Genomic DNA, 25,517 nt, shown 5'->3' on the forward strand with positions numbered 1-25,517 from the left:
CCATCATGTTTTGAACACAAGCCGGTGAAACAGGAACGCAGCGGCGGCCGAAATCACGAGAGAGATCAACCACACCGTTATTTTTTGCGGTGTAATCCACGGCCGGTCGGACCCGAATTCAACCGTGGACGGCAGGGGTTCCGCACCGTTTGGATCATAGGCGGCCATCATGTTCGCCGTATGTTTTTGGGTCATATACATGCCGAGGCCTGTCTGAATGCCGGTTTGGATCAGAACAAAACAAACGGCAAAGATGATAGGTAAAGCGATGTACTTTAGCATAGATTAGTGAGTTCCTCCGATTCTATTTTTGTTAAATGTTACCACAATGAAATGAGGATTGTCTCTAGTTCGATAAGCCTTTAACAAGCGAAAATCTGCTGAACCTGTGAAACCCCGTGGGAGCAGTGGATAAAAAGATCCTGGCAATCATGCCAAGGATCTTTTTAGTGCTTATGCCGGCAATACGGCGGCCGTTCGGGGGTAAAGCTGATGGGTTCGATTTTTTTCATAGAATCCGTGTGCCACAGAGCTCGTCTACGATTATAATAGTTTCAAGATGGCGGCTTGCAGCCGTCGCTGACGTTAACCTTGTGTAAATGGAGAGTTGTCATGATCCCAAAAATCTTTGCCTTGATGCTGATTTGCGCCCTTTGGTTACCGGCAAATTCGGGTGTAGTTCTAGCTTCGGGTTTATCGTCCTGGGAAGGGGCGATACTTACGAAACATCCCCCCATATCCGTCGTCACAAGTCCGGCTGTATCCCCTAAGCTTTCGGATGAGGAAGCGAAGCGGCTAAGGGAGGCCTACGGTCTCGAGCAGCCCGAAGCAGATCCGCGGCAGAGCATCGGCGATTTCGGCGCCAGCTTCCGTATTCAAGAGCTGCTGGCATGGACATGCATTTTATTCCTGTCCTGGGCATGGCTGTGATGCAGATTACAGAACCTGATCCGGCCCTGTGCTATGATGGGTTCGGTTGAGTTAGTGATTATTTTCACAAAAACAGACGGGGGAGATTGGACATGGCTCTGGCTCATCTATCGCTGATAGGCATTTTGCTGCGGTTCCTTCTGGGAGGTGCAGCCGTGGTGGCGGCATCGCTTATTGCCAAACGCGCAGGAGGAGCTGTCGGCGGCATTTTTGCCGCGTTTCCCGCCGTTTTTCTGGCAGCGCTGCTGACGATGAGGTTCGATTACGGTTCCCGTGAACTGGTCGCCCATTCCATCGATCTGTCCCAAGGCGCTTTAATCGGGATGGCGATTAATGTGGCGTGCGCCGCGGCGGCAGGCTACTTGTGCACCAGCAAAGGATGGAAGAAGGGGCTGACCTTGTCCGTAGGCGGCTGGCTGCTCGTTTCGTTCACGATATCCTATGTGCTATTCAGCTTGTAAAGGGGGAAACAGGAAATGAAATTACGGGAGCTGCTGCTTCGGTTCGTGTTGGGCGGCCTGGCGGTCGTATTGAGCTATGTGGCGTCGGTCTTGCTGCCGTGGAAGGCCCTTGGCGGTATTTTTGCGGCGTTTCCCGCGGTGATGGTCGTCGCCGTGCTGATGGTGGGCCTCAGCCAGGGCTCGGAAAAGGCGGCCGCGGTGGCCAGAGGTTCGGTATACGGGATGACCGGCTGTGCTGTCTGCGTCGTGACGGTCTGGTATGCCCTGAAAATAACCGGCGCCTGGTGGCCCAGCCTGATGCTGGGACTTATAGGCTGGTTTGCCGGCTCGTTTGCGCTGCTCATGGTGAGGGAGAAAGTGCAAAAAAACCAGCACATGCACCGGCTGCCGCGAAAACAGACCAAGCACGTGTAAATGGCCGACTTGCGTCATGGATCAGTCATGCGCGGGGACGCATGACGTTTCCGTGTTGGTGTGATATTTTTCACAGCGCAGGGTGCCCAGGCGTTTTACAATATAGTCATGCAAGAGTCCTTTCCCGTTGAAGGAGGCAGATCCCATGGCTACACACATTCATGGCAAACATTTTGAAGTGACACCGGCACTCCAGGCGTATGCCGAGCAGAAGATCGGTTCGGCTCAATCCTGGTTTGACGAGACGGTGACCATTCACGTCACCCTGCTGCTGCAGGCCCGGAAACAGGAGCATGTCGTTGAAGCTACCATTCCCTATCACGGCATGGTCTTTCGGGTCGAAGTGAAGGATGCGGACATGTATGCCGCCATTGACCAGGCCGCGGATAAGCTGGACCGCAAGCTCCGCAAGTACAAGGAGCGGGCGCGCCGCAAACTGCGCAGCCACGGACGCGCGGTCGGCGCCGGCATTCAGGACGGCGGACAGCCGGAACCGGAAGCGCCGGAGGAAGCCTTTGTCATTGCAAAAGAAAAGCGGCTCGTGATGAAGCCGGTGGATCTGCAGGAGGCCGTGCTGCAGATGAATTTGCTGGACCACAGCTTCCATCTGTTCTTGAACCGGGATACCAACCGTGAGGAAGTCGTTTACCGCAGGGCGGACGGCACTTACGGGCACCTCTTTGCTGATTAAGCCAGGTTTGTTGTCTTCAAGTCTTGATGACTCCTAACTGCTATTCCTTTGCGCCGAATGGAGAGCCATAACTCCATTCGGTATTTTTTTGTCTAGACGATAGAATTTCGGGAAAAGCGCCTAAGCACCGCATTTTTCGGGCCGTAAAAAATTTATAGATCGATGTGAGTAATGTCATAGTTAGCCCCCCTGGGGTTCCAGTAGGATGAACTCATCAAGGAGATGAGGGACCGGCAAAGGTCTCCAAGGAGGAGAAAACGATGGCTGTTAAAGAAAGCAAGCTGGAAACAAAGAACTCCGCCCAAGAAGAAGTGAACCGATTGGTTGCCCGCGCCAGGAAGGCGCAGGAAGCGTACCTGAACATGAATCAAGAGGAAATTGACGAAATCGTACAGGCGATGGCGCTGGCCGGTTTGGACCGGCACATGCCGCTCGCGAAGATGGCGGTCGAGGAGACCGGCCGGGGCGTCTACGAGGACAAAATCACCAAGAATATATTCGCGACGGAATACATCTATCACAGCATCAAGCATGACAAGACGGTCGGCGTTATCGAGGAGAACGCGTTTGAGAGCTACAAGAAGGTCGCCGAGCCGGTCGGCATCATCGCCGGTGTTACCCCGGTGACGAACCCGACGTCCACGACCATGTTCAAGACGCTGATCGCAACGAAGACGCGCAATCCGATCATCTTTGCCTTCCACCCTTCCGCCCAAAAGTGCAGCGCAGAAGCGGCCCGCACGCTGCGTGACGCCGGAATCGCGGCCGGCGCGCCGGAGCACTGCGTGCAGTGGATTGAAACGCCGTCCCTGGAAGCGACGCAGCTGCTGATGAACCACCCCGACGTGGCGCTCGTGCTGGCAACCGGAGGCTCGGCGATGGTGAAATCCGCATACAGCACGGGCAAACCTGCGCTTGGCGTCGGACCGGGCAACGTTCCCTGCTTCATTGAGCAGTCTGCGGATTTAAAGCAGGCCGTCACCGACTTGATTCTCTCAAAGACGTTCGACAACGGCATGATCTGCGCTTCCGAGCAGGCCGTCATTATCGAGGAGCCGGTGTACGACCAGGTCCGGAAGCTGATGAAGGACAGCGGCTGCTACTTCCTGAACAAGGCTGAAACCGAGGCCGTGTCCAAGCTGGTCATCAACAGCGAGAAGTGCGCGGTAAACGGGGTCATCGTCGGCCAGCCGGCGGTAAAAATCGCCGAAATGTCCGGCATTCAGGTGCCGCAGGACACCAAAATCCTCGTGGCCGAGCTGGCGGGCGTCGGTCCGGCCTTCCCGCTGTCTGCAGAGAAGCTGAGCCCGGTGCTTGCTTGCTATAAGGTCAAGACGGCGACGCAGGGCATCGAGCGCGCGGCCGAAGTGGTCCAATTCGGCGGCATGGGACACTCGTCCGTCATCCATTCGAACGATGATGCCGTCATCCAGGCGTTCGCCAACCGCCTGCAGACCGGGCGCGTGATCGTCAACTCGCCTTCGACGCACGGGGCGATCGGCGACATCTACAACACGAACCTGCCGTCCCTGACGCTCGGCTGCGGTTCGTACGGACACAACTCGACGACGTCCAACGTCACGTCGGTGAACCTGATCAACGTGAAACGCGTGGCCTACCGGACGGTCAACATGCAGTGGTTCAAGGTTCCGCCGAAGGTCTATTTTGAGAAGGGCGCGACGCAGTACCTTGAGAAAATGCCGAACATTTCCCGTGTGCTGGTCGTCACCGACGAGATGATGGTCAAGCTGGGATACGTCGAGAAGGTGGAGTACTACCTGCGCAAACGCGTCAATCCGGTAGCGATCGAAGTGTTCTCCGACGTGGAGCCAGATCCGTCCGTCGAGACGGTAGAGCGCGGCACGAGACTGATGGAGAGCTTTAAGCCCGACTGCATTATCGCACTTGGCGGCGGCTCCCCGATGGATGCGGCCAAGGCGATGTGGCTCTTCTACGAATATCCGGACACCAGCTTCCACTCGCTGAAGCAGAAGTTCATGGATATCCGCAAGCGGGTCTATAAGTATCCGCGGCTTGGCGAAAAGGCACAGTTTGTCGCGATCCCGACCACTTCGGGCACCGGCTCGGAAGTGACTTCTTTTGCGGTCATCACGGACAAGAAGGAAGGGAATACGAAGTATCCGCTCGCCGATTACGAGCTGACGCCGGACGTGGCGATCATCGACCCGGAATTCGTGTACAGCCTGCCGAAAACGGCGGTGGCCGACACCGGCATGGACGTCCTCACGCATGCCATCGAGGCGTACGTTTCCGTCATGGCGAGCGATTACACTGACGGGCTTGCGCTTCATGCGATCCGGCTGGTGTTTGAAAATCTGGAAAAGTCCTTCCACACGGCGGATCCGCTGGCCAGGGAGAAGATGCATAACGCGTCGACGATTGCCGGCATGGCGTTTGCCAACGCCTTCCTCGGCATCAACCACAGCCTGGCCCACAAGTGGGGCGGCCAGTACCATACGGCCCACGGGCGGACGAATGCGATCCTGATGCCGCATGTCATCCGGTACAATGCGCAGAAACCGACGAAGTTCGCGTCCTTCCCGAAATACAACCATTTCGTGGCCGACCTGCGCTATGCGGAAATCGCCCGGATGCTCGGCCTGCCGTCCCGGAATACGGAGGAAGGTGTCAACAGCCTGATCGAGGCGGTGCGCAAGTTGAACCAGTCGCTGGGCATTCCTGAGAAATTCCAGGATCTCGGCTTTGACCCGGCCGATTTCGAGGCTAAAGTGGATTATTTGGCCGACCGTGCGTTCGAAGATCAGTGCACGACGGCCAACCCGCGGATGCCGCTGGTCAGTGAACTGGCGGACGTTTACCGGAACGCCTTCTACGGCAAATTCTAGGAGCTGCACCGCATGATCCAGCCGGCTGCCGACCGAAAGCGTCGGCAGCCTTCTTGTCTCAGAATCGTGATGTGCGTTGATCGCAGTGGAAAGGAGTGATTCATATGCTGTCCGGCGTTATTTTGGCAGGCGGCAATCATGGTTCTACGAAAGGCGCACCTACCCTATTCCGGATGATTCAAGGAGAAACGCTGCTGCAGCGGCAGATCCGTGAAATGCGGAAGTGCTGCGGCGAGATTACGATCGTGACGGACGATCCCCGGCCGCTGCTTCGCCAGGTGGACCGGGATATCCGGATCATTACGGATTATTATGTCGGAAAAGGAATGCTTGGCGGCATGCACGCGGGCCTCTCCCTGTCTAAACACCGGGCCGTGTGGATTATCGGCTGCCACATGCCGTATCCCTCGGCCGACGCCGCTGAGCTGATGGCGCTGAGGCTGGAGGACGGGCTCGACGCCGTCCTGCCGATGATCGGCGGCAGGCTCCATCCGCTTCACGGTATTTATGATCGCTCCTGCGCCGTGTATTTTGGGCAGTTTCTGGAGAGCGGCCATACGGAAGCTGATGGTCTGGTTCGCCAGCTTCGTTATCTGATGGTTGCGGAAACGGATTTCGGGTATCAAGGCATGGACGGCGGCTTTGTTCGCACACTCGAAGATGCTTGGGGAGATGCGCTGACCGAATTTTTGGCTGACGAAGGGAAAGCATCTAGATCGTTCAAATAAAAATAACGGCAGCGAAGATGGTGAGAAAAGTAAAAAGAGTGAGAAAAATCACTGTCTTTAACCTGTGAAAAAAGTAACATGAAAGCATAGAAAACGGAGGTGCTTGATCATGGCGATGAAAGAAAGCGAAGTAAAGAACCGGGCTGGATTCGAGGAGGCATGGCGCGGTTTTGCGGGAGGCAGCTGGCAGAAAAATATTGACGTCAATTCATTTATCGGGCGCAATCTCACACCGTATGAGGGCGATGAGCAGTTCCTTGCGCCGCCAACGGAGAACACGCTGGATCTGTGGAAGCAGGTCAGCCAGCTGTTAAAGGAAGAGCGGGAGCGGGGCGGCATTCACGACGTGGACGTGAACACGGTCTCCACCATAACCTCGCATGCAGCGGGATACATCGACCAGGACAAGGAAACCATCGTCGGATTGCAGACCGACGCACCGCTTAAGCGTGCCGTTCAGCCGTTCGGCGGCATCCGGATGGTCGTCGATGCCTGCAATGCGTACGGGTATCAATTGAACCCGGAACTGGAGCGTATTTTTACCGATCTGCGCAAGACGCATAACCAAGGCGTGTTCGATGCCTATACGTCCGAGATGCGCGCAGCCCGCAAGGCCGGCATCATCACGGGCCTTCCGGATGCCTACGGACGGGGCCGGATTATCGGCGACTACCGCCGCGTGGCGCTGTACGGTGTCGACCGCCTCATCCAAGGCAAGAAGGAGGAGCTGCTCCAGCTCGAAGTCGATGCGATGAGCGAAGACGTGATCCGGCTGCGCGAAGAGCTGTCCGAACAGATCCGAAGCCTCGGCGAGCTGAAGGCGATGGCCGCATCTTACGGACATGATATCTCGAGACCTGCGATGAACGCCAAAGAGGCGGTGCAGTGGCTCTACTTCGCTTATCTGGCAGCCATTAAGGAGCAGAACGGAGCGGCGATGAGCCTTGGACGGGTATCCAGCTTCCTTGACATTTATATCGAGCGCGACCTCGTGGAAGGTACGCTGACGGAGAGCCTGGCGCAGGAAATCGTCGACCATTTCGTCATGAAGCTGCGGATCGTCAAATTTTTGCGCACGCCGGACTACAACGAGCTGTTCAGCGGCGATCCGACATGGGTGACCGAGTCGGTTGGCGGCATGGGGCTTGACGGCAAAACGCGCGTGACGCGGAACTCCTTCCGCTTCCTGCATACCCTCTACAACCTGGGACCTGCGCCGGAGCCGAACCTGACGGTGCTGTGGTCGGCGCAGCTGCCGGAGAACTTCAAGAAGTTCTGCGCCAAAGTGTCGGCCGAGACCAGTTCGATCCAGTACGAGAACGACGACCTGATGCGTCCGCACTTCGGCGACGATTACGGCATCGCCTGCTGCGTATCCGCGATGCGGATCGGCAAACAGATGCAGTTCTTCGGAGCCCGGGCCAATCTGGCCAAGGCGCTCTTGTACGCCGTCAACGGCGGCGTCGACGAGAAGAGCGGCGCCCAGGTCGGACCGGCCATCGCGCCGATCACGTCCGAGGTGCTGGACTATGAGGAAGTGAAAGCAAAGTTCGACGTCATCCAAGATTGGCTGGCGAAATTGTACATCAACACGCTGAACGTGATCCATTATATGCATGACAAATACTGCTACGAGCGCATCGAAATGGCCCTTCATGACCGGGATATTGTCCGGACGATGGCCTGCGGCATCGCCGGCCTGTCGGTCGTGGCCGACAGCTTGAGCGCCATTCGTTACGCGAAGGTTCGCCCGATCCGCAACGAAAAGGGGATCGCGGTCGATTTTGAAATCGAAGGCGAGTATCCGCAGTACGGCAACAACGACGACCGTGTCGACCAGCTCGCCGTGGAGCTGGCGGAAGGGTTCATGAACCGGCTGCGCAAGCATAAGACGTACCGCGGCGCCATTCCGACCATGTCGGTTCTGACGATTACGTCAAACGTCGTATACGGCAAGAAGACGGGCAGCACGCCGGACGGCCGCAAGGCCGGGCAGCCGTTTGCACCGGGCGCGAACCCGATGCATGGACGCGACCGCAAAGGCGCGCTCGCTTCGCTGGCTTCGGTCGCCAAAATCCCTTACGAGCACAGCCTGGACGGCATTTCCAATACATTCTCGATCATTCCGAAGGCGCTGGGCAAAGAGGACGCAGCCAGACACAGCAACCTGGCGGCGCTGCTGGACGGCTATACCGCAAGCGGCGGACATCATCTGAACGTCAACGTCTTTAACCGCGAGCAGCTGCTGGATGCAATGGAGCATCCGGAGAACTATCCGCAGCTGACCATCCGGGTATCCGGGTATGCGGTCAACTTCATTAAGCTGACGCGGGAGCAGCAGCTGGATGTCATCAGCCGGACGTTCCACGGAGAGATCTGAACGGCCGTTACGATTCGCAGAGCAATAAAGCAGTGAAATCAAAAGTTGTCATGAAGAGAGGAGCGTGGCCCGCATGAAAGGCAGAATACATTCCATGGACACCTTCGGTACGGTGGACGGACCGGGCATCCGCTTCGTCCTGTTCATGCAGGGCTGCGCGCTGCAGTGCCAATTTTGCCATAACCCCGATACATGGGATACGAAGGGAGGACGCCAGGTTACCGTCGAGGAGATTCTCCGGGAAATCGAACCCTATGTGCCTTACTATAAAAGCTCGGGTGGCGGCATCACGGTGACGGGAGGCGAACCGACGCTTCAGGCGCCTTTTGTGGCGCAGCTGTTCAAGGCTTGCAAGGAGCGGTTCGGCCTGCATACGGCGCTCGACAGCTCGGGTTTCTGCGAACCGTCTCATGCAGGCGAGCTGATGCAGTATACGGATCTGGTCCTGCTCGATCTGAAGCAGCTGAACAACGAGAAGCATGAGCGGCTGACCTCCCAGCCGAATGACCGGATCTTGAAATTTGCGGCATGGCTGTCCGCCATCGGAAAACCGGTATGGATCAGGCACGTGCTGATTCCGGGCATCACCGATCAGGCAGGAGATCTGACGCTGCTGGGTGAATTTATCGGACACCTGCGCAATGTGGAGCGAATCGAGCTGCTGCCCTATCACCGGATGGGCGTATACAAATGGCAGCAGTTAGGCCGCCCGTACGCGTTGGACGGCGTGCCTACGCCAACGGACCGCGAGGTGGAACGCGCAAGAGAGCTGATCGAGGCGGCGCGGAGGGTTGCGGCGTCCCGGCCATAATAGGGAGCAGAGAGTCCGGAACAGGATGCGGCAACCCTTAGCCCCGGCCCTATTTCCGAATCGTTCGCCGGAATCTTCTCTGTCCCACGGTTCCATCCGAATCCGTCCGGATATTTCCTCAGCGCTGCGTCGTTCCGTTGACGGGGCTGCCCTAAGCGACTTACCGAGTTAGGCTGTGATTTTTCTCATAGGATCTAGGGGAGTCACCCCTATGAAAAATCAGTGCATCCCCCGATAGGTTAATCCATCCTGACGGGTTATGATAAAGGCAAAGATGTGCGGAAGGGGAAATGAACGATGGGGCAGACCGTGACGGGGACACAGGCGAAGCATCGCCGGGAGGGTTTGGAGCCGCTGCTGTCGCAAGAGAGCTTCGAGAAGCTGGAAAGCATCATGTATAAGCGCAGCGTGGAAAAGGGCAGCTGCCTGTTCTGGGAAGGCGATCCGGCCGGCAAGCTGTATTTCATCATCGAGGGCCGGGTGAGAACGACGAAGACCTCGGACAGCGGGCGGGCTTTGACACTGTACCTGCATCATGAAGGGGATCTGGTCGGACAGATGGATCCGTTTCAGGATTCGGTGCACAGCTTCAGCGCCGAGGTCATGGAGGATGCCAAGGTCGGGGTCATTCAGCGCAAAGACCTGGAGGTTCTGCTCTGGCAGCACGGCGATCTGGCCGTTGAGTTCATGAAATGGATGGGTCTGATGCATCGTTTGACGCAAACCAAATTCCGCGATCTCATGATGTTCGGCAAGACGGGAGCGCTCTGTTCGCTGTTGATTCGGCTAGGGAATTCGTATGGAACGGAGCGGGAAGAAGGCGTCTATATCGATTTGAAAATCAACAATTCCGAAATGGCCGACATGATCGGGGCCACGCGCGAAAGCGTGAACCGGATGCTGAGTGATTTGAAAAAGGAAGAAGTGATCGAAACCGAGGACGGCCATATTATCATCAAGGACCTTCACTATCTGCGGGATATTTGCCGGTGCGAGAACTGTCCGAAAGAAATATGCCGTATGTAATCCGGACCGGCGTGGGGAAGACCGGGCAGCTGCTGCCTGGTCTTCCTTTTGCTGCACAGCAGGCATTCCGTAAGGAGTAGCGCAAATTACAAACCAAGCTGGCCGTTTTGCATATGTAGGTGGCAGCTCCCTGAGCGGGAATCGGGGGGTCCCCTTACATACAAACAAGCGGGCTTTTTATTAGAAATCAGAAAATATAAACTGACGAGGCTAAGCATCCTGATCTCGCAAAAAAACTTCAACTAAACACGGTCTGGATTCATAGAATGTATGTCGCTAGACGTTTCTATTTTCAATAGAACTAGAACTATTGGGAAAATAGGAATATCGATGTTCATGAAGCGCACGACTCGATAGAGGGGGATATGCATGGAAAGGGCAGGGACAGACGACGAATTCGACCGCCGGCTGGAATGGATTCGCCTGAAAAGCGGAAGCGATTTCATCGCTTATGCGCAGCCGGCCGGCAGCTCCCGCAGAATGGGATGGGACCGCATCCTGGGGGGCAGCAATGTCCGGGTGCGGCAGATGACGATCAAGCCAGGCGTTGGTTTGGGCGGCATGGTGATGCGCCATGGCACGGTTTATACGGCTCACGAAGGGGAAAACCCGTTCATGCGTGAAGAATGTCCGGTTATGCTCGCCGAAAAGCTGCTCTCCGGTATGGCATTTCCGGTAACCACTGGCCATTCCACTGCCAGCAGCGGTATTCTATTGCTAGGGAGACGGGATGGCAGGGCATATGCCAAGACGGAGACGGCGTGGATCAAGTCCGCGTTATCCGGAAGAAGCGCCTTTGAACCCGGCAAGAAATGATATGATTAGATCATAAAAGCAAAAGGAGGACGCCAATGATCAACATTATCATTGTAGACGACCATGCCATGGTCCGCTCCGGGCTTCGTATGCTGCTGAGCGCGGCGCCCGACATTGAGGTGGCGGCTGAAGCATCCGAAGGGGACGAAGGCATCCGCATGGCCCTTGAGCATCAGCCGAACGTTGTCCTGATGGACTTAAGCATGCCTCACGGGAAGGACGGGTTAACGGCGGCGACCGAGCTGAAGCAGCAGCTACCGGACGTGGCGGTTCTCATTCTGACCATGCATGACGACGACGAATACTTGTTCCGGGCGATTCATGCCGGCGCCGCGGGCTATGTGCTCAAGAGCGCGCCCCATGAAGAGCTGCTTACCGCGATCCGCACGGTCGCCGGAGGCGACGCCTATTTGTACCCGACGGCGACGAAGCGGCTGATGAACGAGTATGTGGAGCAGATGCGGAGGGGCGAGAGCACCGATCTGTTCGACGGCCTCTCGGAACGCGAGAAGGAGGTCTTGTCGCTGACGGCCATGGGCTATGCCAACAAAGAAATCGCCGAGCAGCTCGTGATCAGCGTCAAGACCGTCGAGACGCATAAGAGCAATCTGATGGAGAAGCTGGGGCTCAAAACCCGGCCGGAGCTGATCAAATACGCCATGAAGAAGGGGCTGCTGCAATTTGAATAAACAACCGGAACCCGGCGGGAAGATTATCGCCGAGCATGTCGAGTCGCTTCTGTCCCAGCTCGATGAGCAGCTCCCGGAATCCCGGTTCCGCACGGACTTGCGGGAATCGCTGAAACAGCTGGCGGACGTCAAATTCGCCCTGGACGAGTCGTCGATCGTGGCGGTGACCGATCGCCGGGGGAAGATCCAATACGTCAACGATAAATTTTGCGAAATCTCGAAATATGACCGCTCCGAGCTCTTGGGCCAGGATCACCGGATCATCAACTCGGGGACGCATTCCAAAGCGTTTATGCGCGACTTGTGGAGCACCATCTCCTCCGGGCGGGTCTGGACCGGAGATATCCGGAACCGGGCCAAAGACGGGACTTATTATTGGGTGAACACGACGATCGTCCCGTTCATAGGCGAGGACGGGACGCCTTATCAATATTTGGCCATCCGCAACGAAGTCACCCGCCTGAAAAAGGTGGAGGAAGAGCTGCAGGAAACGCTGGCCAAGGTCATGACCATTCAGGAAGAAGAGCGGCGCAAATTTTCGCGCGAGCTCCATGACGGCATCGGGCAGAGCTTGTTTTCCCTGCTGATCCAGCTGGACCGGGCCATTGCCTCCCCTGAGCCTGAGAAAGAAGACCTTCGCGGGATCCGCGAGCATGTCGCGGGGGTCATCGAGGAAGTCCGGGGGCTCGCCTGGGAACTGCGGCCGTCTGTTTTGGATGATCTCGGCATCGTCCCTGCGATCCGGACTTATATCGAAAACTATGCATCCCATTATGGGATCAAGGTTGCTTTTGAATGCAATTTGCGCAAGCGTCTGGATATCCAGAAGGAAACCGTGATCTACCGGGTCATTCAGGAGGCGCTGACCAATATCGCCAAGTATGCCGACGTTTCCGAGGCTGAGGTGGAGATCTGGGAGCAAGAAGAGGAGGTTGCCGTGCGCATCAGCGACCAGGGGGCCGGTTTCGAGCCGTCTCTGCCAACCCAAGGAGTGGGACGCTTCAGTATGGCGGAGCGGGCACGGATAGCCGGCGGCCGTCTCCGGATCGACTCCGCGCCGGGAAGCGGAACGACAGTAACGTTGACGCTGCCGAAATCAACGGCGAAACTGTGAGAAAGCTCACTTCTTTTTTCCGGCTTAACCCGTAAGATGGGGGCAAGAAGGAGATGACAACGATGAGCGAAAAAGCATTCGTCATGATTAAACCCGACGGCGTCCAGCGGGGGCTGGTCGGCGAAATCGTCAGCCGCTTTGAGAAGAAGGGACTCCGTCTGCTGCGCGGCGAGATCATGGAAATTTCCCGGGAAACGGCGCGCGTGCATTACGGCCATCTTCAGGACAAGCCGTTCTTTGAAGAACTGGTCGATTACATTACGTCCGGACCGGTATTTGCCATGATCGTGGAAGGGAAGGAAGCGGTGGCTAACGCGCGTTCCCTCATCGGTCCCACCAATCCGGCTGAGGCGCCTCCCGGCACGATCCGTGGCGACTTCGGGCTGGCCGTTGAAGAGAATGTCATCCACGGATCCGATTCGCCAGAGCATGCGCGCAGGGAAATCCGGTTATTTTTCGAAAAATAGCGTTTGAACGCCGCAAGTGTAAAATAGGTCACAGTTTCAGTTTGTGTTCGGATATATAATGAAACTGCAGGGGGAAGCCGAAAAGAGCATGCATGCCGGACTTTCAAGCATTATAACTTTGGAGGCCCGGCCCTCTTCCGCCTGATGATGTGAAGTGTTTCACAACTCTGGCAGTCTTTCGCATCATGACCTGGATGAGCAGTCCTATCACGAGAAGAGGTGAACGGTGATGACCGAGATCAATCAACTCCGCGACCTGACGACATTTATGATCCACTGCTGCTATACCTGTCCGAAAGCTTACGAGTGCACGACCGAGGAGCAATGCCTGGCCTGCTGGAAGGCGCAGCATACAGGTGTTGAAGAGCAGCCGGATGCGGAAACGACGGAAAAGCTTTTGAAGGAATACGCACTTTAGGCCGTGCATGGCGGGTGAACGCCCTGAGAAAGCTATTGCTCTAAGATTAAGTTTTATCCCAAATAGGCTAGATCATTGGGTCGTCGTTTCCGGCGGCCTTTTTTGTTTGGATTTAAATTTTGCATGCGCGAATTGGATTTTTCTATTACACAAGCCGCTGGAGTTCCCCTATATTTATAATTACTACTTTTCTTATAGGATTTATAGAAAATTCCGTTGGTGGCATGGCGGAAAAAATCAGTGGGAGGCGAAGTCCAATATGGCTGATCTGAATGAGTATTTGAAGCAAAAGAGGAATGCGCTGCTGCTCCGGCGAGCAAAGGCCGAAGCGGAGCCGGCGCAGGCCGTCAACACGCTGCGTGCCAAAGTGTCGGCCAAGGGAAGAAGCGGGGTGCGCGAAATCCGGATCCGGGATTACCGGGTGATCAGCGATAGTCCGCCTGACTTTGCCGGCTATGACCTGGGGCCTTCGTCACCTGAACTTCAGCTCGGCGTGCTCGGCAGCTGCCTGACGCATATTACGCTCATTCAAGCCGCGGAACGCGAGGTGTCCCTGCACAGCCTGGAAGTTGAAGTGGAGGCGCAGATGCATCCGCTGGCGGGAAGACCCGGATACGAGCATATTCCTATCTACCCGCATGACATCCGCTACCGGCTGATCATTGAATCAGACGAAAGCGAGGAGACGCTGCAGGCGCTGCACGAGGCTGTCGAACGGGTCTGCCCGATTTTCAATTTGCTCCGTGATCCCCAGGCGATCGAAGGCGAGCTGGTCCTCAGCCGGCCGGAGGAGGCTGTACGATGACCAAAAGGCAATTAAAGCTGGGTGCAAATCTCAATGGCGTCGGCAACAGCATTTCTTTCTGGAGGCATCCCTCTATTCCAACCGATGCGAGCGTAAGCCTGGAGTTTTACAAGCGGCAGGCGCTGAAGGCGGAAGAGGGGAAATTCGATTTGCTGTTCATCGCAGACGGTTTGTACGTTAACGAGAAATCCAATCCTCATTTTCTGAACCGGTTCGAGCCGCTGACCCTGTTGTCCGCCCTGTCGGCCGTGACGACGAATATCGGCCTCGTAGCCACCCTGTCCACGTCCTACAGCGAGCCGTTCACCGTGGCCCGGCAGTTCGCTTCCATAGACAAACTTAGCGGGGGCAGAGCGGGATGGAATGTGGTCACCTCGCCGCTGGAGGGTTCTGCGCTCAATTTCGGCAAGGGAGAGCACCCCCAGCATTCCCTGCGGTACGAAATCGCCGAGGAACATGTGGAGGTTGTCAAAGGACTGTGGGATTCCTGGGAGGATGACGCGTTTGTCGGGGATAAGGCGGCAGGGGTATTTTTCGACCCGTCCAAGCTGCATACGCTGCACCATCAAGGCAAGCACTTTTCCGTGCAGGGGCCGCTCAACATCGCACGGTCAAAGCAGGGGCATCCGGTCATCTTTCAAGCCGGATCCTCCGAGTCCGGCAGGGATTTGGCGGCCCGCACTGCGGACGCGATTTATACCGCGCACGAGACGCTGGAGGAAGCACGCGCTTTCTACCAGGACGTCAAAGCGCGAGCCGCATCTTACGGCCGCAAGCCGGAGGAGCTGCTGATCTTCCCGGGAATCGGGCCGATCGTCGGCCGCACTGAGGAGGAGGCGGAGCGGAAATACCGCGAGATTGCGGAGCTCGTTTCGATCGATCAGGCGCTGAATTACTTGGGACGTTATTTCGACCATTTCGACTTTTCGCAATTCCCCTTGGACGAGCCGTTCCCGGACATCGGTGATTTAGGCAGCAACAGCTTCCGCAGCACGACGGACAAAATCAAGCAGGAAGCCAGGGAGCAGGGGCTCACGCTCCGCGAAGTGGCACTGCGGGCTTCGACCCCGCGCACCTCGTTTATCGGTACGCCGGAGCGGGTCGCCGACCTGATTCAGAAATGGTTTGAAGAAGGGGCGGCCGACGGCTTCAATGTCCGGACCGTGGTGCCGAACGGATTGGCCGATTTCGTCGATCTCGTGGTGCCGATCCTTCAAGCGAGAGGCCTGTACCGGACGGAGTACGAAAGCGATACGCTGCGCGGGAATCTCGGGCTGCCGGTCCCGGCCAACCGGTACGCGGCTCAAAACCTCGCCAAGGCAGTCCACGAGGCTTAATCGTCAATGCACCGGCATGCTTGGCACTGCATCGGTGCACGGGAAGTACCATGCACCGATTGCAGCCGATTCATTGCATATCTACTGCCGATTCGTTCGGTTCACCGCCGTGGACTAAGGAGAAGAAGCTGTTTTCTTCTCCTTTTTTGCCGTTCCTTCCAAATCCATAACAAAACACCTGTATCGTCCCCAGAAGCGGGTTTATGCTATTAAACGAACCTTAAACCTACGGATGAAGGGGGATGAGCATGGATCCGATTCACCAGCAATTCATGAGCCGGCAGCTGGCCCAGCTGCGCGTTCAGCTGCTCCTTGCCAAGAGGTCCGTCTGCCATGCCGGTTGGCAGCGGCTCCGGTTTACCCCAACGTACGACAAGCTGTATTACATATGCAACGGGGAAGGGTGGATGCAGGTCGGCCACAAGCAGCTTCGGCCCAAGCCGGGGGAGCTGGTGCTGATCCCGGGCGGATTGGAACAATCGTATTCCGTGACCGCCGGACCGCCGTATACGAAATATTGGTGCCATTTTCGCTCCAATGTCCCTTTGAGGCGTTTGTTCCATTTGTACGGCCTTCCGCATGCCGTTTGGGCAGGGGATTCCGCCGGCCTGAGCAGCAGCTTTCAAGAGCTGGTAGAGCACCGGGCGAATCCAGGACCCGCCGGATCGCTCCGGATTCAATCCGCGCTGCTGTCGATCATCGCCTTTTTTATCGAACGGGCCCTGCGGTTTCAACGGGCGAAATACGCTTCCGTCTCACCCAAGGAACTGATGGAGACGCTCCATTTTATCGACCTGCATCTGTCCGGGGATCTTACGATCGAAGAGCTGTCCCGGCAGGCGCATTTCCACCCCAACTATTTTATCCGGATGTTCAAAAGGCATCTCGGTATGACGCCGATGCGTTATATTCAGGAGCGAAGGCTGGAGCATGCGCAGCAGCTGCTGGAGACGCCGGATTTGGCGATTACCGAAATCGCCGGCCAGAGCGGCTTTAAGGATTTGTCCCACTTTTCCGCGGCCTTCAAAAAAAAGTACGGCGCTTCCCCTTCCGAATACCGGAATCTGCTGATGAACGGCCATGCCAACCTCATGCCTGAAGCACAGCCTATGCTCGAACCAAGTTGTTTGTTTGAGAACAATTCAGGTTAGGCTAATCCCTTTCGGCCCCTCTTGTAAGCGCTGTATGATGAGGAGAACCGCCGGCAACCGGCGGAATCCGGGCAAATGTGAGGTGGAGTTCATGAGAATGGTCGCCGGCTTGAAAATGATGATGGCGATTGGCGTGATGTTCGGCAGCGGCTTGTCTGTTCCCTCGGTACATACGGCAGCTGCCCCTGCTCCTGCGAAGCATCCGGCCATGCTGTATGTGGCCCAAAATGGCAGCGATGCCAATGACGGATCGAAGCAGAAGCCTTTTGCAACATTGGAAAAAGCCAGGGATGTCATCCGCGGAATGATCCGGAATCACACGCTCCCCGCAGGCGGGGCTTCTGTCCTGATCCGCGGCGGCGAATACCGTCTCAGCCGGACATTCGAGCTGAACGAGCAGGATTCGGGGACGAAGGATGGTCCGATTACGTACCAGGCCTACAATGGCGAGAAGGTGAGCCTCGTCGGCGGAGATACGCTGAATCCGTCGGAGTTTCGCCCGGTATCCGATCCTGAGGTGCTGGGCAGAATTCCGCAGGAGGGCCGGGGCAAAATCGTCCAGCTGGACCTGAAGTCCCTTGGCATTACGGACTACGGTGAGCTGGGGAACAACCTCGCCGTCGCCCCGGAATTATGGGTGAACGGCAATGCCATGACGCTGGCGCGGTGGCCGAACGCAGGTTTCACTACAGTCGATCAGGTCGTGGACAAAGCGGACGAAGCGGCCGGCAAGGGCTACACCTTTACGTTCAAGGATGAGATGCCGCATGCCTGGCAGTCGTTCCGGGATGCCTGGATGCTTGGGTATTGGGGGAATGACTGGTTCACCAACGACCTTCAGATCAAGTCGATCGACCAGGCGCAGAAGCGGATCGAAACGTTCAAGGGCAGCAGCTATGCGATGAAAGCCGGACAGCGTTTTTATTTCTACAACGTCCTCGAAGAGCTCGACCGGCCGGGCGAATGGTATTTGAACCGGGAGAACGGCATGCTGTACCTGTATCCTCCGGCCCCACTGAATAGCATCACAATCCAGCTATCCGCTTTCACGCAGGACATGATCCGGATGGATCACGTATCGAACGTGACGTTAAGAGGGATGGACCTGGAAGTAAGCCGGGGCAACGCGATCACGATGACCGGCGGCGGCAGCAACCTCATCTCCAATATGGAGATCAGCAAAATGGGCGGCTATGCGGTCAAAATCGACGGCGGACAAAACAACGGCGTATCCGGCTGCAGCATTTACAGCATGGGGAACGGGGGTGTGATCCTGAACGGGGGAGATGCCGCCACGTTGACGGCTGCCGGGAATTACGCGGACAACAACGACATCAGCAACTATGCGCGGATCAAATTGACGTACGCCTCGGCTGTGGAAATCAACGGAGTCGGCAACCGCGTGACGCATAACAAGATGCATAATGCTCCCCATTTTGCCATTCAGTTCCGGGGGAACGACCATACGATCGCGTACAACGAGATTTACGATGTGGTCAAGGAAACAGCCGACGCCTCAGCCATTTACTCGGGCAGAAGCTTCGTATGGCGCGGCAATGCCATCAATTACAATTACATCCACGACATCAAGGCCAGCAATCTGCGGGTCTCCACCGCGGCTATTTATCTGGACGACTATATGAGCGGTGTGGAAATGCGCGGCAACGTCATCACCGATATCGGCAAGCAGGCGTTCAAGCTGGCCAATGGACGGGAAAACGTCGTCGAAAACAACCTTGTCATCCATGCCGGAAATGTGATTGCATTTATGGCACGGAACTATAAGCCGGGAGAAAAGAATTACGACTCGTTGATGGGCAAGTTCGATCAGGTCCCTTATCAAGGCGAGATCTGGAGCAAACGCTACCCGACGCTCCCGGACATCTTGAACGACGAGCCGCTCCTTCCGAAGCGGAACGTGGTGCGGAATAATGTTTTTGTGGGCAGCGGGCCAATCACGGGGGAGGTCGAGCAGAACATGGCACTGGGAACATTTGAGAACAACATCTCAGTCGGCAAGCTGACCGAACTGGTTCCGGTGGACGGAACGGCAGGCGGCCTGCAGCTGAAGCGGAATGCCAAGGCGCTCAGCCGGATTCCGGAGCTTAAAGGCATTCCATTTGGCGAAATGGGGCTTCAGGCATCAGGCCTCCCTCCGGCGCAGTCGGCTGTATCGGCAGCGACCGCGACTTACGTCCGGGGCGGAGACCAGACTGAATTTCAGATGAGCCTGAACGGCAACCGGCTGGTATCGGTCCAGGATGAATCCGGGAAGTTACGTAAAGAGACGGATTACACACTTGAAGGATCGACCCTTGTGCTGCAAAAGGCTTATCTGTCGCAGCTTCCCGACGGGCCGCAGCCGCTCCGGCTGACCTTCAGCGCAGGAAACGACGCGTTTGTGACGGTGGACGTCCACCCGCAGCAGTGAGTCGTTCCAAGAGAATGCAGGAATGAACTGCTGAATCCTTTTGCGAAGGCGCTGAAGTTTATCGCGCGATGGAAAGCCCTCCACACGGAGGGCTTTCGGCATGTTACGGCAGGGAAGGCTTCCCGGAGGGGGTTACGGAACGTCTGCGCCGGCGCTTATGGTTTGCGTGCCTGCCGGTTTGCGTGATCGGCGAGCGCGATCTCCTTTTCGCTAAAGAGCTTCGCGGGACGGTGGTTTTTTTAAGCGGGGCTGCGGATGAAACTCCGTCATCGGATAAAACGGGGCGCTCCCTGACGGCGTTAAAGTTCACCGGTTCAATGGAACATGCTTGCATCGTCCAAGCAATTTCGGGATTGGTAAATACCCGAAGCTCGCGCTCCAGGATCTCAGTCCATTCGGACAAGCCGCGCAGCACGTCATCCACGTAACCGGGGTGGCACATAATCTCGGTCATCCCATCCGGAGCAGAGCGGATATAGTGCAGCAGCCGCTGCAGGCCTTCGCTGTCGCCATAGGTGTCCAGAAGGACCCGGTCTGTCATTTTCAGAGCAGGCGGGGGAAGATGAGGATGTTCAATCTGCGATCTCCGGAGCGGGATCCGGTGCCTGCACGCCAGCTCAGCCATCACCCGGTAGATCACAGGGTCGTCCTGATGCAGCAGCTGATGTGAATCCAGGTGTGTGGGGAACAGGGACGTCTCCAGGAACCGGTTCCACTGGGCATCCAGCTCGGCGGCGACATCGGCGGCATTCCGGCTGCGTCTGATTTTACCATCAAGGAATAGCCCGTTCTCTCTCACCAGCGAAGGGACGGCAGCCGGGTCCGACAAGGGCCGTCCATATGTCAGGTTAAAATGCAGCCCGACGCCGAGACCGGGCAGCGAGCGTGCTGCATGCACAGCGTCCGCCAAACCGGGCATATTGACCATCATCGAGGTGCTGGTGATTCCACCGGCCCGGTATGCCTCAATAATGCCGCGGTTCACGGCAAGTGACAGGCCAAAATCGTCGGCATTGATAATGACTTGCCGGTTCATCGCAGCGCACTCCCTCCATCGTTCATAGAATCTGGCCATAAATAACCGATGATACAGCTTAATGCGGTACGCAGGCGTTTGGAAACGTACGGACGCCCGGCCGGGAAGGTTTTCCCGCATCGTGCCCGGACAGCGGTGACCGGGCGCATTTTTATACTTTTTTTAGATTTGGTTTAGAGGCGTTTTAGAGATGGGGGATAAGATGGTGATTAGAGGGCCAGGGCGAGTCCGCTCCGAAGGCGGACGGCAGATGCCATCCCGGGACCCGGGCTTTCTAATTCACGAAACAATGGAGGATATGATGAGAAAAAAATGGTTGTCGGCAGGAGCGGTTGTCGGGCTGGGCGCGGTTATGCTGTTCGCAAGCGGGTATTCCGTTATGGCGAACACATCCGGATATGAAGCTTACAAATCAGCGTTTACGCATACGAAGGGCGCTGACAGCATGGCTTCCCATGTCGTATGGAGTTTGAGCGATAACGGTAAGAAGGTGCTGTCCGGTACGGCGGACATGAAGGTCAATCACGCCAAGCAGGCGATGAGCATGACGGCGGTGGTAGACGACGGTACACGGACACATACGATGCAGACATACAGACAGGACGGCAAGATGATTCTAAAGAGCAGTAATTCGGAAGTATATCGGGTGATGGACCAGGCGCCAGAGTGGCAGCATGACGGTAAAGCGGCCCAAATGCCGCAAGCCGCGGAGCAGGTAATGGAAGCGCTGATGGGGAACATCAAGGATTTGGCGACAGTGGAGACGGGCAGCGACGGTACGAAGGAGGCGGAGCTCCATCTATCGGGCAGCCAGATTCCGGCCGTGGTGAATGCTGTAGGCTCACTCATCGCTTCCAAGGCCGGCAGCGCGGATGGCTGGAATCACGGTGCGGCGGTTCAGGGACATCTGCCGGCCGGACATTCGGAATGGAAGGTGAGTCTGCCGAAGCTGACGGATGAGATCAAGGTGGAGCAGGTCGATCTGGATGCCAAAATCGGCAAAAACGCTGCCTTGGAAAACCAATCGGCGGAAATCCGGGTTACGGGGAAGGATGCGGCAGGAGCAGCGCATGAGCTTACCTTCCAACTGAACGCCGGCTTCTCGGGGTATGACGCAACGACGCCCGACCGGGTCGATCTCGCGGGTAAACAGACCGAGAAGGTCGATAACCGATGGGAACGAAACGGCTGGAATCGTCACTAAGCAGGAAGGCGGCCGGACAGGAGAAGGTCCGGCCGCCCTTTTTTAGAAGGAGGGATTGAACGCATGAACAGCGTACTTGAAGTGGAGGGAATCACCAAGCTATTCCGTAACCACCGGGGGGTTAAGGATGTGTCATTTACCGCCTCGGAGGGCGAAGTATTCGGATTCATCGGGCCCAACGGCGCGGGTAAGACGACGGTGCTCAAAATCATCACGGGCTTAATCCAACCGGATCGGGGAAACGTCCGGATCATGGGGCATGATATCGCGGAGCGTTTTGAACAGGCCGTCAGCCATACGGGGTGTATCATTGAGACCCCGGAAGCTTATGAATACATGAGCGCCCGCGATAATTTGAAGCTGTCGGCACGGTTTTACAAGGATCTGCCGGCAAGCCGGATTGACGAAGTATTGGAGAAGGTCGGTCTCAAGCCATACCGCAATGAACGGGTGCGCGGCTTTTCGCTGGGAATGAAGCAGCGGCTGGGGCTGGCTTCGGCGCTGCTGTCCGCTCCGCGGCTGGTGCTGCTCGACGAACCGACGAACGGGCTGGATATCGAAGGGATGGCCGATTTTCGCAGCACGGTCCGGCAGCTGGCAGACCAAGGAATCACCTTCCTCATTTCCAGCCACTTGATCCACGATCTGAGCTTGATCGCGGATCGCGTCGGCGTGATGCGTGAGGGTCGTCTGATCAGCCTGGGAAGGGATGACGAATGGAACGGGGCAGGCCTGTCGCTGGAACAATACGTCACTTTTAAATTGCTGGAGTCCAAGGAGGGGGAGCGCGATGCACAGCTTATACGCCAATCTGCTGAATGAAACGGAGAAGCTCTGGCGGCAGCGCCGGACGAAGGGATTCCTGCTGTTGGCTCTGATCCTGCCAGTCGCTACCGTGCTGCTGTCCAGCCTTCTGAAGATGAGGGCAGGCATGCTGTTTGGACTGGAGGGGAGCCTCCCGGTGGCCATGCTTCACTTGTTCACCTTTGCGATCATTCCGCTCTACATGGCGGCTGCGGCAGCCCACTCGTTTGCCGGGGAAGTGGCGGCCCGCACGATGAAGCTGGTTCTGCTGCGGCCGGTTACGCGTGCCCGGGCATACGCGTCTAAAGTGATCGCCATCGCGGTGTTTGCCGCCCTATGCCTTGGCGTGCTTTGGATCGCCTCAACCGTATCGGCGTGGGCAGTCGGGGGACCGGCAGGCGGCATGGCGGACAGCCTGAAGGCGTACGCCGCTTCCTTAGTGCCAATGATGGCCATCGGCCTGGTGTGCGTATTCATGGCGCAGCTGTTTTCGTCCGGAACCAGCGCCTTAATGACCATCGTGTTGATCTATGCCGCGGCCAAAGCGCTGCCTTTGCTGCTGCCGCAGCTGTCTGCCTGGTCTGTCTTTTCCTACACACGCTGGGATGTGCTGTGGACCGGCAGCGGAGCGCCAGCGGGTACACTGCTCAATACGTTTCTCCTGCTGCTGTCTTATATTATAATGGCTTATGCGGCGGGACTCATGATGTTCGCGAGAAAACAGCTCTAAGGAGATTGGCCCATGTCCATCAAAACAAGACTTTTGCTTTCTTATATTGCGATGACCTTCATCCCGGTCGTTCTGTTCGCTGTGATTGCCGGAGGGCTGTATACCGTATTGTTCAAAAACATCGGGGAAGGCCGCGGCACCCCTGCCATTTGGGAAAAAGCAAGCCTTCGCGGCGAAATGGCCGCCGGCCTCAAGTTTATGATCCAGACCGAACCCGATCGGTTCGCCGATCCCTCCTTCGTAGCCAAAGCGGACGAACAGCTGACCCGATTGGATGCGGGGATCGTCGTAACGGAAGACGGCCGGATCACGTATGCCTCGGATCTGCTCCGCGGCGTCGATGTGGAGAAGGAAATCCAGAAGTGGCAGCCGGCGATGTCCTGGCACCGCTGGGGAGCGAAAGGAAGCGGCCGGTTCTCCGTGGAGAAATTCGATGTCGCGTTCAGCGGCCAGCATACGGGGGCGGTCTACGTCTTGACGGATATGAGCACATTTTTTGCGGAAGCCAAAAAGTTATTCCCGCTGATGATACTATCCCTGCTTCTGGTCATCGGGTTAACCAACGGAATTCTGACCTTTCTGGTTTCCCGGAGCCTGATCAAGCCGCTGTATGCATTAAAGCATGCCGCAGAGCAGATCAAGGACGGGGATCTGAGCCACGAAATCGCGCTGAAGCGCAAGGATGAGATCGGGGAGCTGGGGGAGGCATTTGAAGAAATGCGGAGCCGCCTGAGCGAATCGATCCGCCTTCAGCTGCAGTACGAGGATAACCGCAAGGAGCTGATCGCGAGCATTTCCCATGATCTCAAGACGCCGATTACCGGCATCAAGGCTTGCGTGGAGGGCCTTCAGGACGGGATTGCCGATACCGACGCGATGCGGGATAAGTATATGGGGATGATCGCGAAAAAGACGGAGGATATGGACCGGCTGATTGAAGAACTGCTGCTGTTCTCGAAGCTGGATTTGAAGAAGCTGCCTTTTCATATGGAGCCGACCGATCTGAAGGGATATGTAGCGGACTGTGTTCAGGAGCTGCAGCTCGATCCCCGGATGTCCGGCGTGAAGATCGCGTGTGAACTGCCTGATAGGGAGCGCGTCCAGGTGATGGCGGACCGGGAGAAGCTGCGGAGAGTGATCATGAATATTATCGACAACAGCCTGAAGTATTTGGATAAGGCGGACAAGGAACTGTCCGTATACCTGAGCGATGGGCCGGATGAGGCTGTGATCCGGATCAAGGATAACGGCTCCGGGATTGAAGAAGCGGCACTGCCGCATATTTTCGACCGGTTCTACCGCGCCGAGCCGTCGCGAAATACGGATACCGGCGGGAGCGGCCTCGGGCTTGCGATCGTTAAGCAAATGATCGAGGGCATGGGAGGCAGAGTCTGGGCGGAGAGCCGTACCGGTGAAGGAACGAGCATTTATTTTGCGTTGCCAAAGATGACAGGAGATGGCGGTGAGCGGGCGTGAAGCGCATTTTGATTATTGAGGATGAACTGGTCATTGCGGAAGTGGAAAAGGATTATTTGGAGGCGGGCGGATATGCCGTCGACGTCGCGGCAAGCGGGGATGCCGGCCTGAAGAAGGCGCTGGAAGAGGAGTACGATTTGATCATCCTCGATTTGATGCTGCCGAAGGTGGACGGATTCGAAATCTGCCGCCAGGTCCGCGAGGCGAGGAACATTCCGATCCTGATGGTGACTGCCCGCAAGGAGGACATCGATAAAATCCGGGGACTCGGCCTCGGTGCGGACGATTATATTACGAAGCCCTTCAGCGTAGGCGAGCTTGTAGCACGCGTCAAAGCGCATCTGTCCCGCTATGACCGGCTGACGTCGGAGCATCGGCGGGAGCCGAAGAGCGAGCTGCGGCTGCGGGGAATCCGGATTGACCAGCTGTCCCGCAAGGTGTTCGTGAACGAACAGGAGGTGCTGCTGACCTCCAAAGAGTATGATCTGCTGCTGTTCCTGTGCACGCACCCGAACCGGGTGTTCAGCAAGGACGACCTGTTCGAACGAATTTGGGGACTCGATGCTTTGGGGGATAACGCCACCGTCACCGTGTATATCAGCAAATTAAGGGAGAAAATCGAAGCGAACCCCTCCAAGCCGCAATATATCGAGACGATCTGGGGTGTGGGTTACCGCTTTAATGTATAGATGAAGATACGCATTTGATCCTAATAAACGTTTTTGGGAAGG

Annotated in this window: 25 protein-coding genes; 23 read left to right on the top strand and 2 right to left on the bottom strand. The window is 56.7% G+C overall.

Features of this window, described 5'->3' with window-relative positions; all coding sequences use genetic code 11:
* Positions 1–3: 3 nt before the first annotated feature.
* Positions 4–282: a hypothetical protein gene (locus KI379_RS06180; protein WP_145949335.1), complete on the bottom strand. Its 279-nt coding sequence runs from the start codon at positions 280–282 to the stop codon at positions 4–6.
* A 330-nt stretch (positions 283–612) separates the two neighbouring features.
* On the opposite strand from KI379_RS06180, the gene KI379_RS06185 reads away from it, so the two are divergent.
* From KI379_RS06185 to KI379_RS06270, 18 genes are all read left to right on the top strand, one after another.
* Positions 613–930: a hypothetical protein gene (locus KI379_RS06185; protein WP_089546349.1), complete on the top strand. Its 318-nt coding sequence runs from the start codon at positions 613–615 to the stop codon at positions 928–930.
* Between the two features lie 98 nt (positions 931–1,028).
* A complete protein-coding gene (locus tag KI379_RS06190) occupies positions 1,029–1,391 on the top strand; it encodes a DUF3147 family protein (RefSeq protein ID WP_089550108.1) in 363 nt (120 codons plus the stop codon).
* A 15-nt stretch (positions 1,392–1,406) separates the two neighbouring features.
* Positions 1,407–1,805, top strand: coding sequence for a DUF3147 family protein (locus tag KI379_RS06195; protein ID WP_089546350.1), 399 nt, complete (start codon positions 1,407–1,409; stop codon positions 1,803–1,805).
* Between the two features lie 145 nt (positions 1,806–1,950).
* Positions 1,951–2,496, top strand: coding sequence for a ribosome hibernation-promoting factor, HPF/YfiA family (gene hpf / locus KI379_RS06200; protein ID WP_212983077.1), 546 nt, complete (start codon positions 1,951–1,953; stop codon positions 2,494–2,496).
* 260 nt (positions 2,497–2,756) lie between these two features.
* Complete coding sequence (adhE, locus tag KI379_RS06205) at positions 2,757–5,363, top strand: bifunctional acetaldehyde-CoA/alcohol dehydrogenase (RefSeq protein ID WP_212983078.1); 2,607 nt, start codon at positions 2,757–2,759, stop codon at positions 5,361–5,363.
* A gap of 104 nt (positions 5,364–5,467) precedes the next feature.
* Positions 5,468–6,091, top strand: coding sequence for a molybdenum cofactor guanylyltransferase (mobA, locus tag KI379_RS06210; protein ID WP_212983079.1), 624 nt, complete (start codon positions 5,468–5,470; stop codon positions 6,089–6,091).
* 109 nt (positions 6,092–6,200) lie between these two features.
* Positions 6,201–8,471 (top strand): formate C-acetyltransferase, encoded by a 2,271-nt coding sequence (gene pflB, locus KI379_RS06215; protein ID WP_212983080.1) that lies wholly within the window; start codon positions 6,201–6,203, stop codon positions 8,469–8,471.
* A gap of 73 nt (positions 8,472–8,544) precedes the next feature.
* On the top strand, positions 8,545–9,282 hold the full coding sequence (gene pflA / locus KI379_RS06220; protein ID WP_212983081.1) for a pyruvate formate-lyase-activating protein: 738 nt from the start codon (positions 8,545–8,547) through the stop codon (positions 9,280–9,282).
* 297 nt (positions 9,283–9,579) lie between these two features.
* Positions 9,580–10,308: a Crp/Fnr family transcriptional regulator gene (locus KI379_RS06225; RefSeq protein WP_212983082.1), complete on the top strand. Its 729-nt coding sequence runs from the start codon at positions 9,580–9,582 to the stop codon at positions 10,306–10,308.
* A 369-nt stretch (positions 10,309–10,677) separates the two neighbouring features.
* Positions 10,678–11,124, top strand: coding sequence for a hypothetical protein (locus KI379_RS06230; RefSeq protein WP_076168791.1), 447 nt, complete (start codon positions 10,678–10,680; stop codon positions 11,122–11,124).
* A 35-nt stretch (positions 11,125–11,159) separates the two neighbouring features.
* A complete protein-coding gene (locus KI379_RS06235; protein WP_076168789.1) occupies positions 11,160–11,813 on the top strand; it encodes a response regulator transcription factor in 654 nt (217 codons plus the stop codon).
* Positions 11,806–12,927: a sensor histidine kinase gene (locus KI379_RS06240; protein ID WP_212983083.1), complete on the top strand. Its 1,122-nt coding sequence runs from the start codon at positions 11,806–11,808 to the stop codon at positions 12,925–12,927. Before KI379_RS06235 ends, KI379_RS06240 begins: the two co-directional genes overlap by 8 nt.
* A gap of 62 nt (positions 12,928–12,989) precedes the next feature.
* Positions 12,990–13,394 carry a nucleoside-diphosphate kinase gene (gene ndk, locus KI379_RS06245; protein ID WP_212983084.1) on the top strand — a complete coding sequence of 135 codons (405 nt, stop codon included), beginning with the start codon at positions 12,990–12,992 and terminating at the stop codon, positions 13,392–13,394.
* Positions 13,395–13,623: 229 nt separating this feature from the next.
* A complete protein-coding gene (locus tag KI379_RS06250; RefSeq protein ID WP_076168783.1) occupies positions 13,624–13,812 on the top strand; it encodes a hypothetical protein in 189 nt (62 codons plus the stop codon).
* A gap of 259 nt (positions 13,813–14,071) precedes the next feature.
* Positions 14,072–14,617 carry an OsmC family protein gene (locus tag KI379_RS06255; RefSeq protein ID WP_076168781.1) on the top strand — a complete coding sequence of 182 codons (546 nt, stop codon included), beginning with the start codon at positions 14,072–14,074 and terminating at the stop codon, positions 14,615–14,617.
* Positions 14,614–15,954: an LLM class flavin-dependent oxidoreductase gene (locus KI379_RS06260; RefSeq protein ID WP_212983085.1), complete on the top strand. Its 1,341-nt coding sequence runs from the start codon at positions 14,614–14,616 to the stop codon at positions 15,952–15,954. The genes KI379_RS06255 and KI379_RS06260 overlap by 4 nt, the downstream gene beginning before the upstream one ends.
* A gap of 248 nt (positions 15,955–16,202) precedes the next feature.
* Entirely contained in the window at positions 16,203–17,105 is a 903-nt protein-coding gene (locus KI379_RS06265; RefSeq protein ID WP_212983086.1) for a helix-turn-helix transcriptional regulator, read from the top strand.
* A gap of 91 nt (positions 17,106–17,196) precedes the next feature.
* On the top strand, positions 17,197–19,536 hold the full coding sequence (locus KI379_RS06270; RefSeq protein WP_212983087.1) for a X2-like carbohydrate binding domain-containing protein: 2,340 nt from the start codon (positions 17,197–17,199) through the stop codon (positions 19,534–19,536).
* Positions 19,537–19,639: 103 nt separating this feature from the next.
* On the opposite strand, the gene KI379_RS06275 is transcribed toward KI379_RS06270, so the two are convergent.
* Positions 19,640–20,572: a carbohydrate deacetylase gene (locus KI379_RS06275; RefSeq protein WP_212983088.1), complete on the bottom strand. Its 933-nt coding sequence runs from the start codon at positions 20,570–20,572 to the stop codon at positions 19,640–19,642.
* 298 nt (positions 20,573–20,870) lie between these two features.
* On the opposite strand from KI379_RS06275, the gene KI379_RS06280 reads away from it, so the two are divergent.
* The 5 genes from KI379_RS06280 to KI379_RS06300 all read left to right on the top strand — a co-directional run bounded on the left by KI379_RS06280 (position 20,871) and on the right by KI379_RS06300 (position 25,475).
* Complete coding sequence (locus KI379_RS06280) at positions 20,871–21,776, top strand: hypothetical protein (protein ID WP_212983089.1); 906 nt, start codon at positions 20,871–20,873, stop codon at positions 21,774–21,776.
* A gap of 63 nt (positions 21,777–21,839) precedes the next feature.
* On the top strand, positions 21,840–22,598 hold the full coding sequence (locus KI379_RS06285) for an ABC transporter ATP-binding protein (RefSeq protein WP_212983090.1): 759 nt from the start codon (positions 21,840–21,842) through the stop codon (positions 22,596–22,598).
* Positions 22,567–23,310, top strand: coding sequence for an ABC transporter permease (locus tag KI379_RS06290; RefSeq protein ID WP_212983091.1), 744 nt, complete (start codon positions 22,567–22,569; stop codon positions 23,308–23,310). Before KI379_RS06285 ends, KI379_RS06290 begins: the two co-directional genes overlap by 32 nt.
* A 12-nt stretch (positions 23,311–23,322) precedes the next feature.
* Positions 23,323–24,786 (top strand): sensor histidine kinase, encoded by a 1,464-nt coding sequence (locus KI379_RS06295; protein WP_212983092.1) that lies wholly within the window; start codon positions 23,323–23,325, stop codon positions 24,784–24,786.
* Positions 24,783–25,475 carry a response regulator transcription factor gene (locus KI379_RS06300; protein ID WP_089546368.1) on the top strand — a complete coding sequence of 231 codons (693 nt, stop codon included), beginning with the start codon at positions 24,783–24,785 and terminating at the stop codon, positions 25,473–25,475. Before KI379_RS06295 ends, KI379_RS06300 begins: the two co-directional genes overlap by 4 nt.
* Positions 25,476–25,517: the final 42 nt, after the last annotated feature.

It is taken from the genome of Paenibacillus cineris, assembly GCF_018333335.1.
GTDB classification, from domain to species: Bacteria; Bacillota; Bacilli; order Paenibacillales; family Paenibacillaceae; genus Paenibacillus_AQ; species Paenibacillus_AQ favisporus.

What these genes read in the sequence shown, in the direction of transcription:
- KI379_RS06180 (WP_145949335.1), bottom strand. Translation starts at nt 282, where the DNA reads ATGCTAAAGTACATCGCTTTACCTATCATCTTTGCCGTTTGTTTTGTT.
- KI379_RS06185 (WP_089546349.1), top strand. Translation starts at nt 613, where the DNA reads ATGATCCCAAAAATCTTTGCCTTGATGCTGATTTGCGCCCTTTGGTTA.
- KI379_RS06195 (WP_089546350.1), top strand. Translation starts at nt 1,407, where the DNA reads ATGAAATTACGGGAGCTGCTGCTTCGGTTCGTGTTGGGCGGCCTGGCG.
- hpf (WP_212983077.1), top strand. Translation starts at nt 1,951, where the DNA reads ATGGCTACACACATTCATGGCAAACATTTTGAAGTGACACCGGCACTC.
- adhE (WP_212983078.1), top strand. Translation starts at nt 2,757, where the DNA reads ATGGCTGTTAAAGAAAGCAAGCTGGAAACAAAGAACTCCGCCCAAGAA.
- mobA (WP_212983079.1), top strand. Translation starts at nt 5,468, where the DNA reads ATGCTGTCCGGCGTTATTTTGGCAGGCGGCAATCATGGTTCTACGAAA.
- pflB (WP_212983080.1), top strand. Translation starts at nt 6,201, where the DNA reads ATGGCGATGAAAGAAAGCGAAGTAAAGAACCGGGCTGGATTCGAGGAG.
- pflA (WP_212983081.1), top strand. Translation starts at nt 8,545, where the DNA reads ATGAAAGGCAGAATACATTCCATGGACACCTTCGGTACGGTGGACGGA.
- KI379_RS06225 (WP_212983082.1), top strand. Translation starts at nt 9,580, where the DNA reads ATGGGGCAGACCGTGACGGGGACACAGGCGAAGCATCGCCGGGAGGGT.
- KI379_RS06230 (WP_076168791.1), top strand. Translation starts at nt 10,678, where the DNA reads ATGGAAAGGGCAGGGACAGACGACGAATTCGACCGCCGGCTGGAATGG.
- KI379_RS06235 (WP_076168789.1), top strand. Translation starts at nt 11,160, where the DNA reads ATGATCAACATTATCATTGTAGACGACCATGCCATGGTCCGCTCCGGG.
- ndk (WP_212983084.1), top strand. Translation starts at nt 12,990, where the DNA reads ATGAGCGAAAAAGCATTCGTCATGATTAAACCCGACGGCGTCCAGCGG.
- KI379_RS06250 (WP_076168783.1), top strand. Translation starts at nt 13,624, where the DNA reads ATGACCGAGATCAATCAACTCCGCGACCTGACGACATTTATGATCCAC.
- KI379_RS06255 (WP_076168781.1), top strand. Translation starts at nt 14,072, where the DNA reads ATGGCTGATCTGAATGAGTATTTGAAGCAAAAGAGGAATGCGCTGCTG.
- KI379_RS06260 (WP_212983085.1), top strand. Translation starts at nt 14,614, where the DNA reads ATGACCAAAAGGCAATTAAAGCTGGGTGCAAATCTCAATGGCGTCGGC.
- KI379_RS06265 (WP_212983086.1), top strand. Translation starts at nt 16,203, where the DNA reads ATGGATCCGATTCACCAGCAATTCATGAGCCGGCAGCTGGCCCAGCTG.
- KI379_RS06270 (WP_212983087.1), top strand. Translation starts at nt 17,197, where the DNA reads ATGAGAATGGTCGCCGGCTTGAAAATGATGATGGCGATTGGCGTGATG.
- KI379_RS06275 (WP_212983088.1), bottom strand. Translation starts at nt 20,572, where the DNA reads ATGAACCGGCAAGTCATTATCAATGCCGACGATTTTGGCCTGTCACTT.
- KI379_RS06280 (WP_212983089.1), top strand. Translation starts at nt 20,871, where the DNA reads ATGATGAGAAAAAAATGGTTGTCGGCAGGAGCGGTTGTCGGGCTGGGC.
- KI379_RS06285 (WP_212983090.1), top strand. Translation starts at nt 21,840, where the DNA reads ATGAACAGCGTACTTGAAGTGGAGGGAATCACCAAGCTATTCCGTAAC.
- KI379_RS06290 (WP_212983091.1), top strand. Translation starts at nt 22,567, where the DNA reads ATGCACAGCTTATACGCCAATCTGCTGAATGAAACGGAGAAGCTCTGG.
- KI379_RS06295 (WP_212983092.1), top strand. Translation starts at nt 23,323, where the DNA reads ATGTCCATCAAAACAAGACTTTTGCTTTCTTATATTGCGATGACCTTC.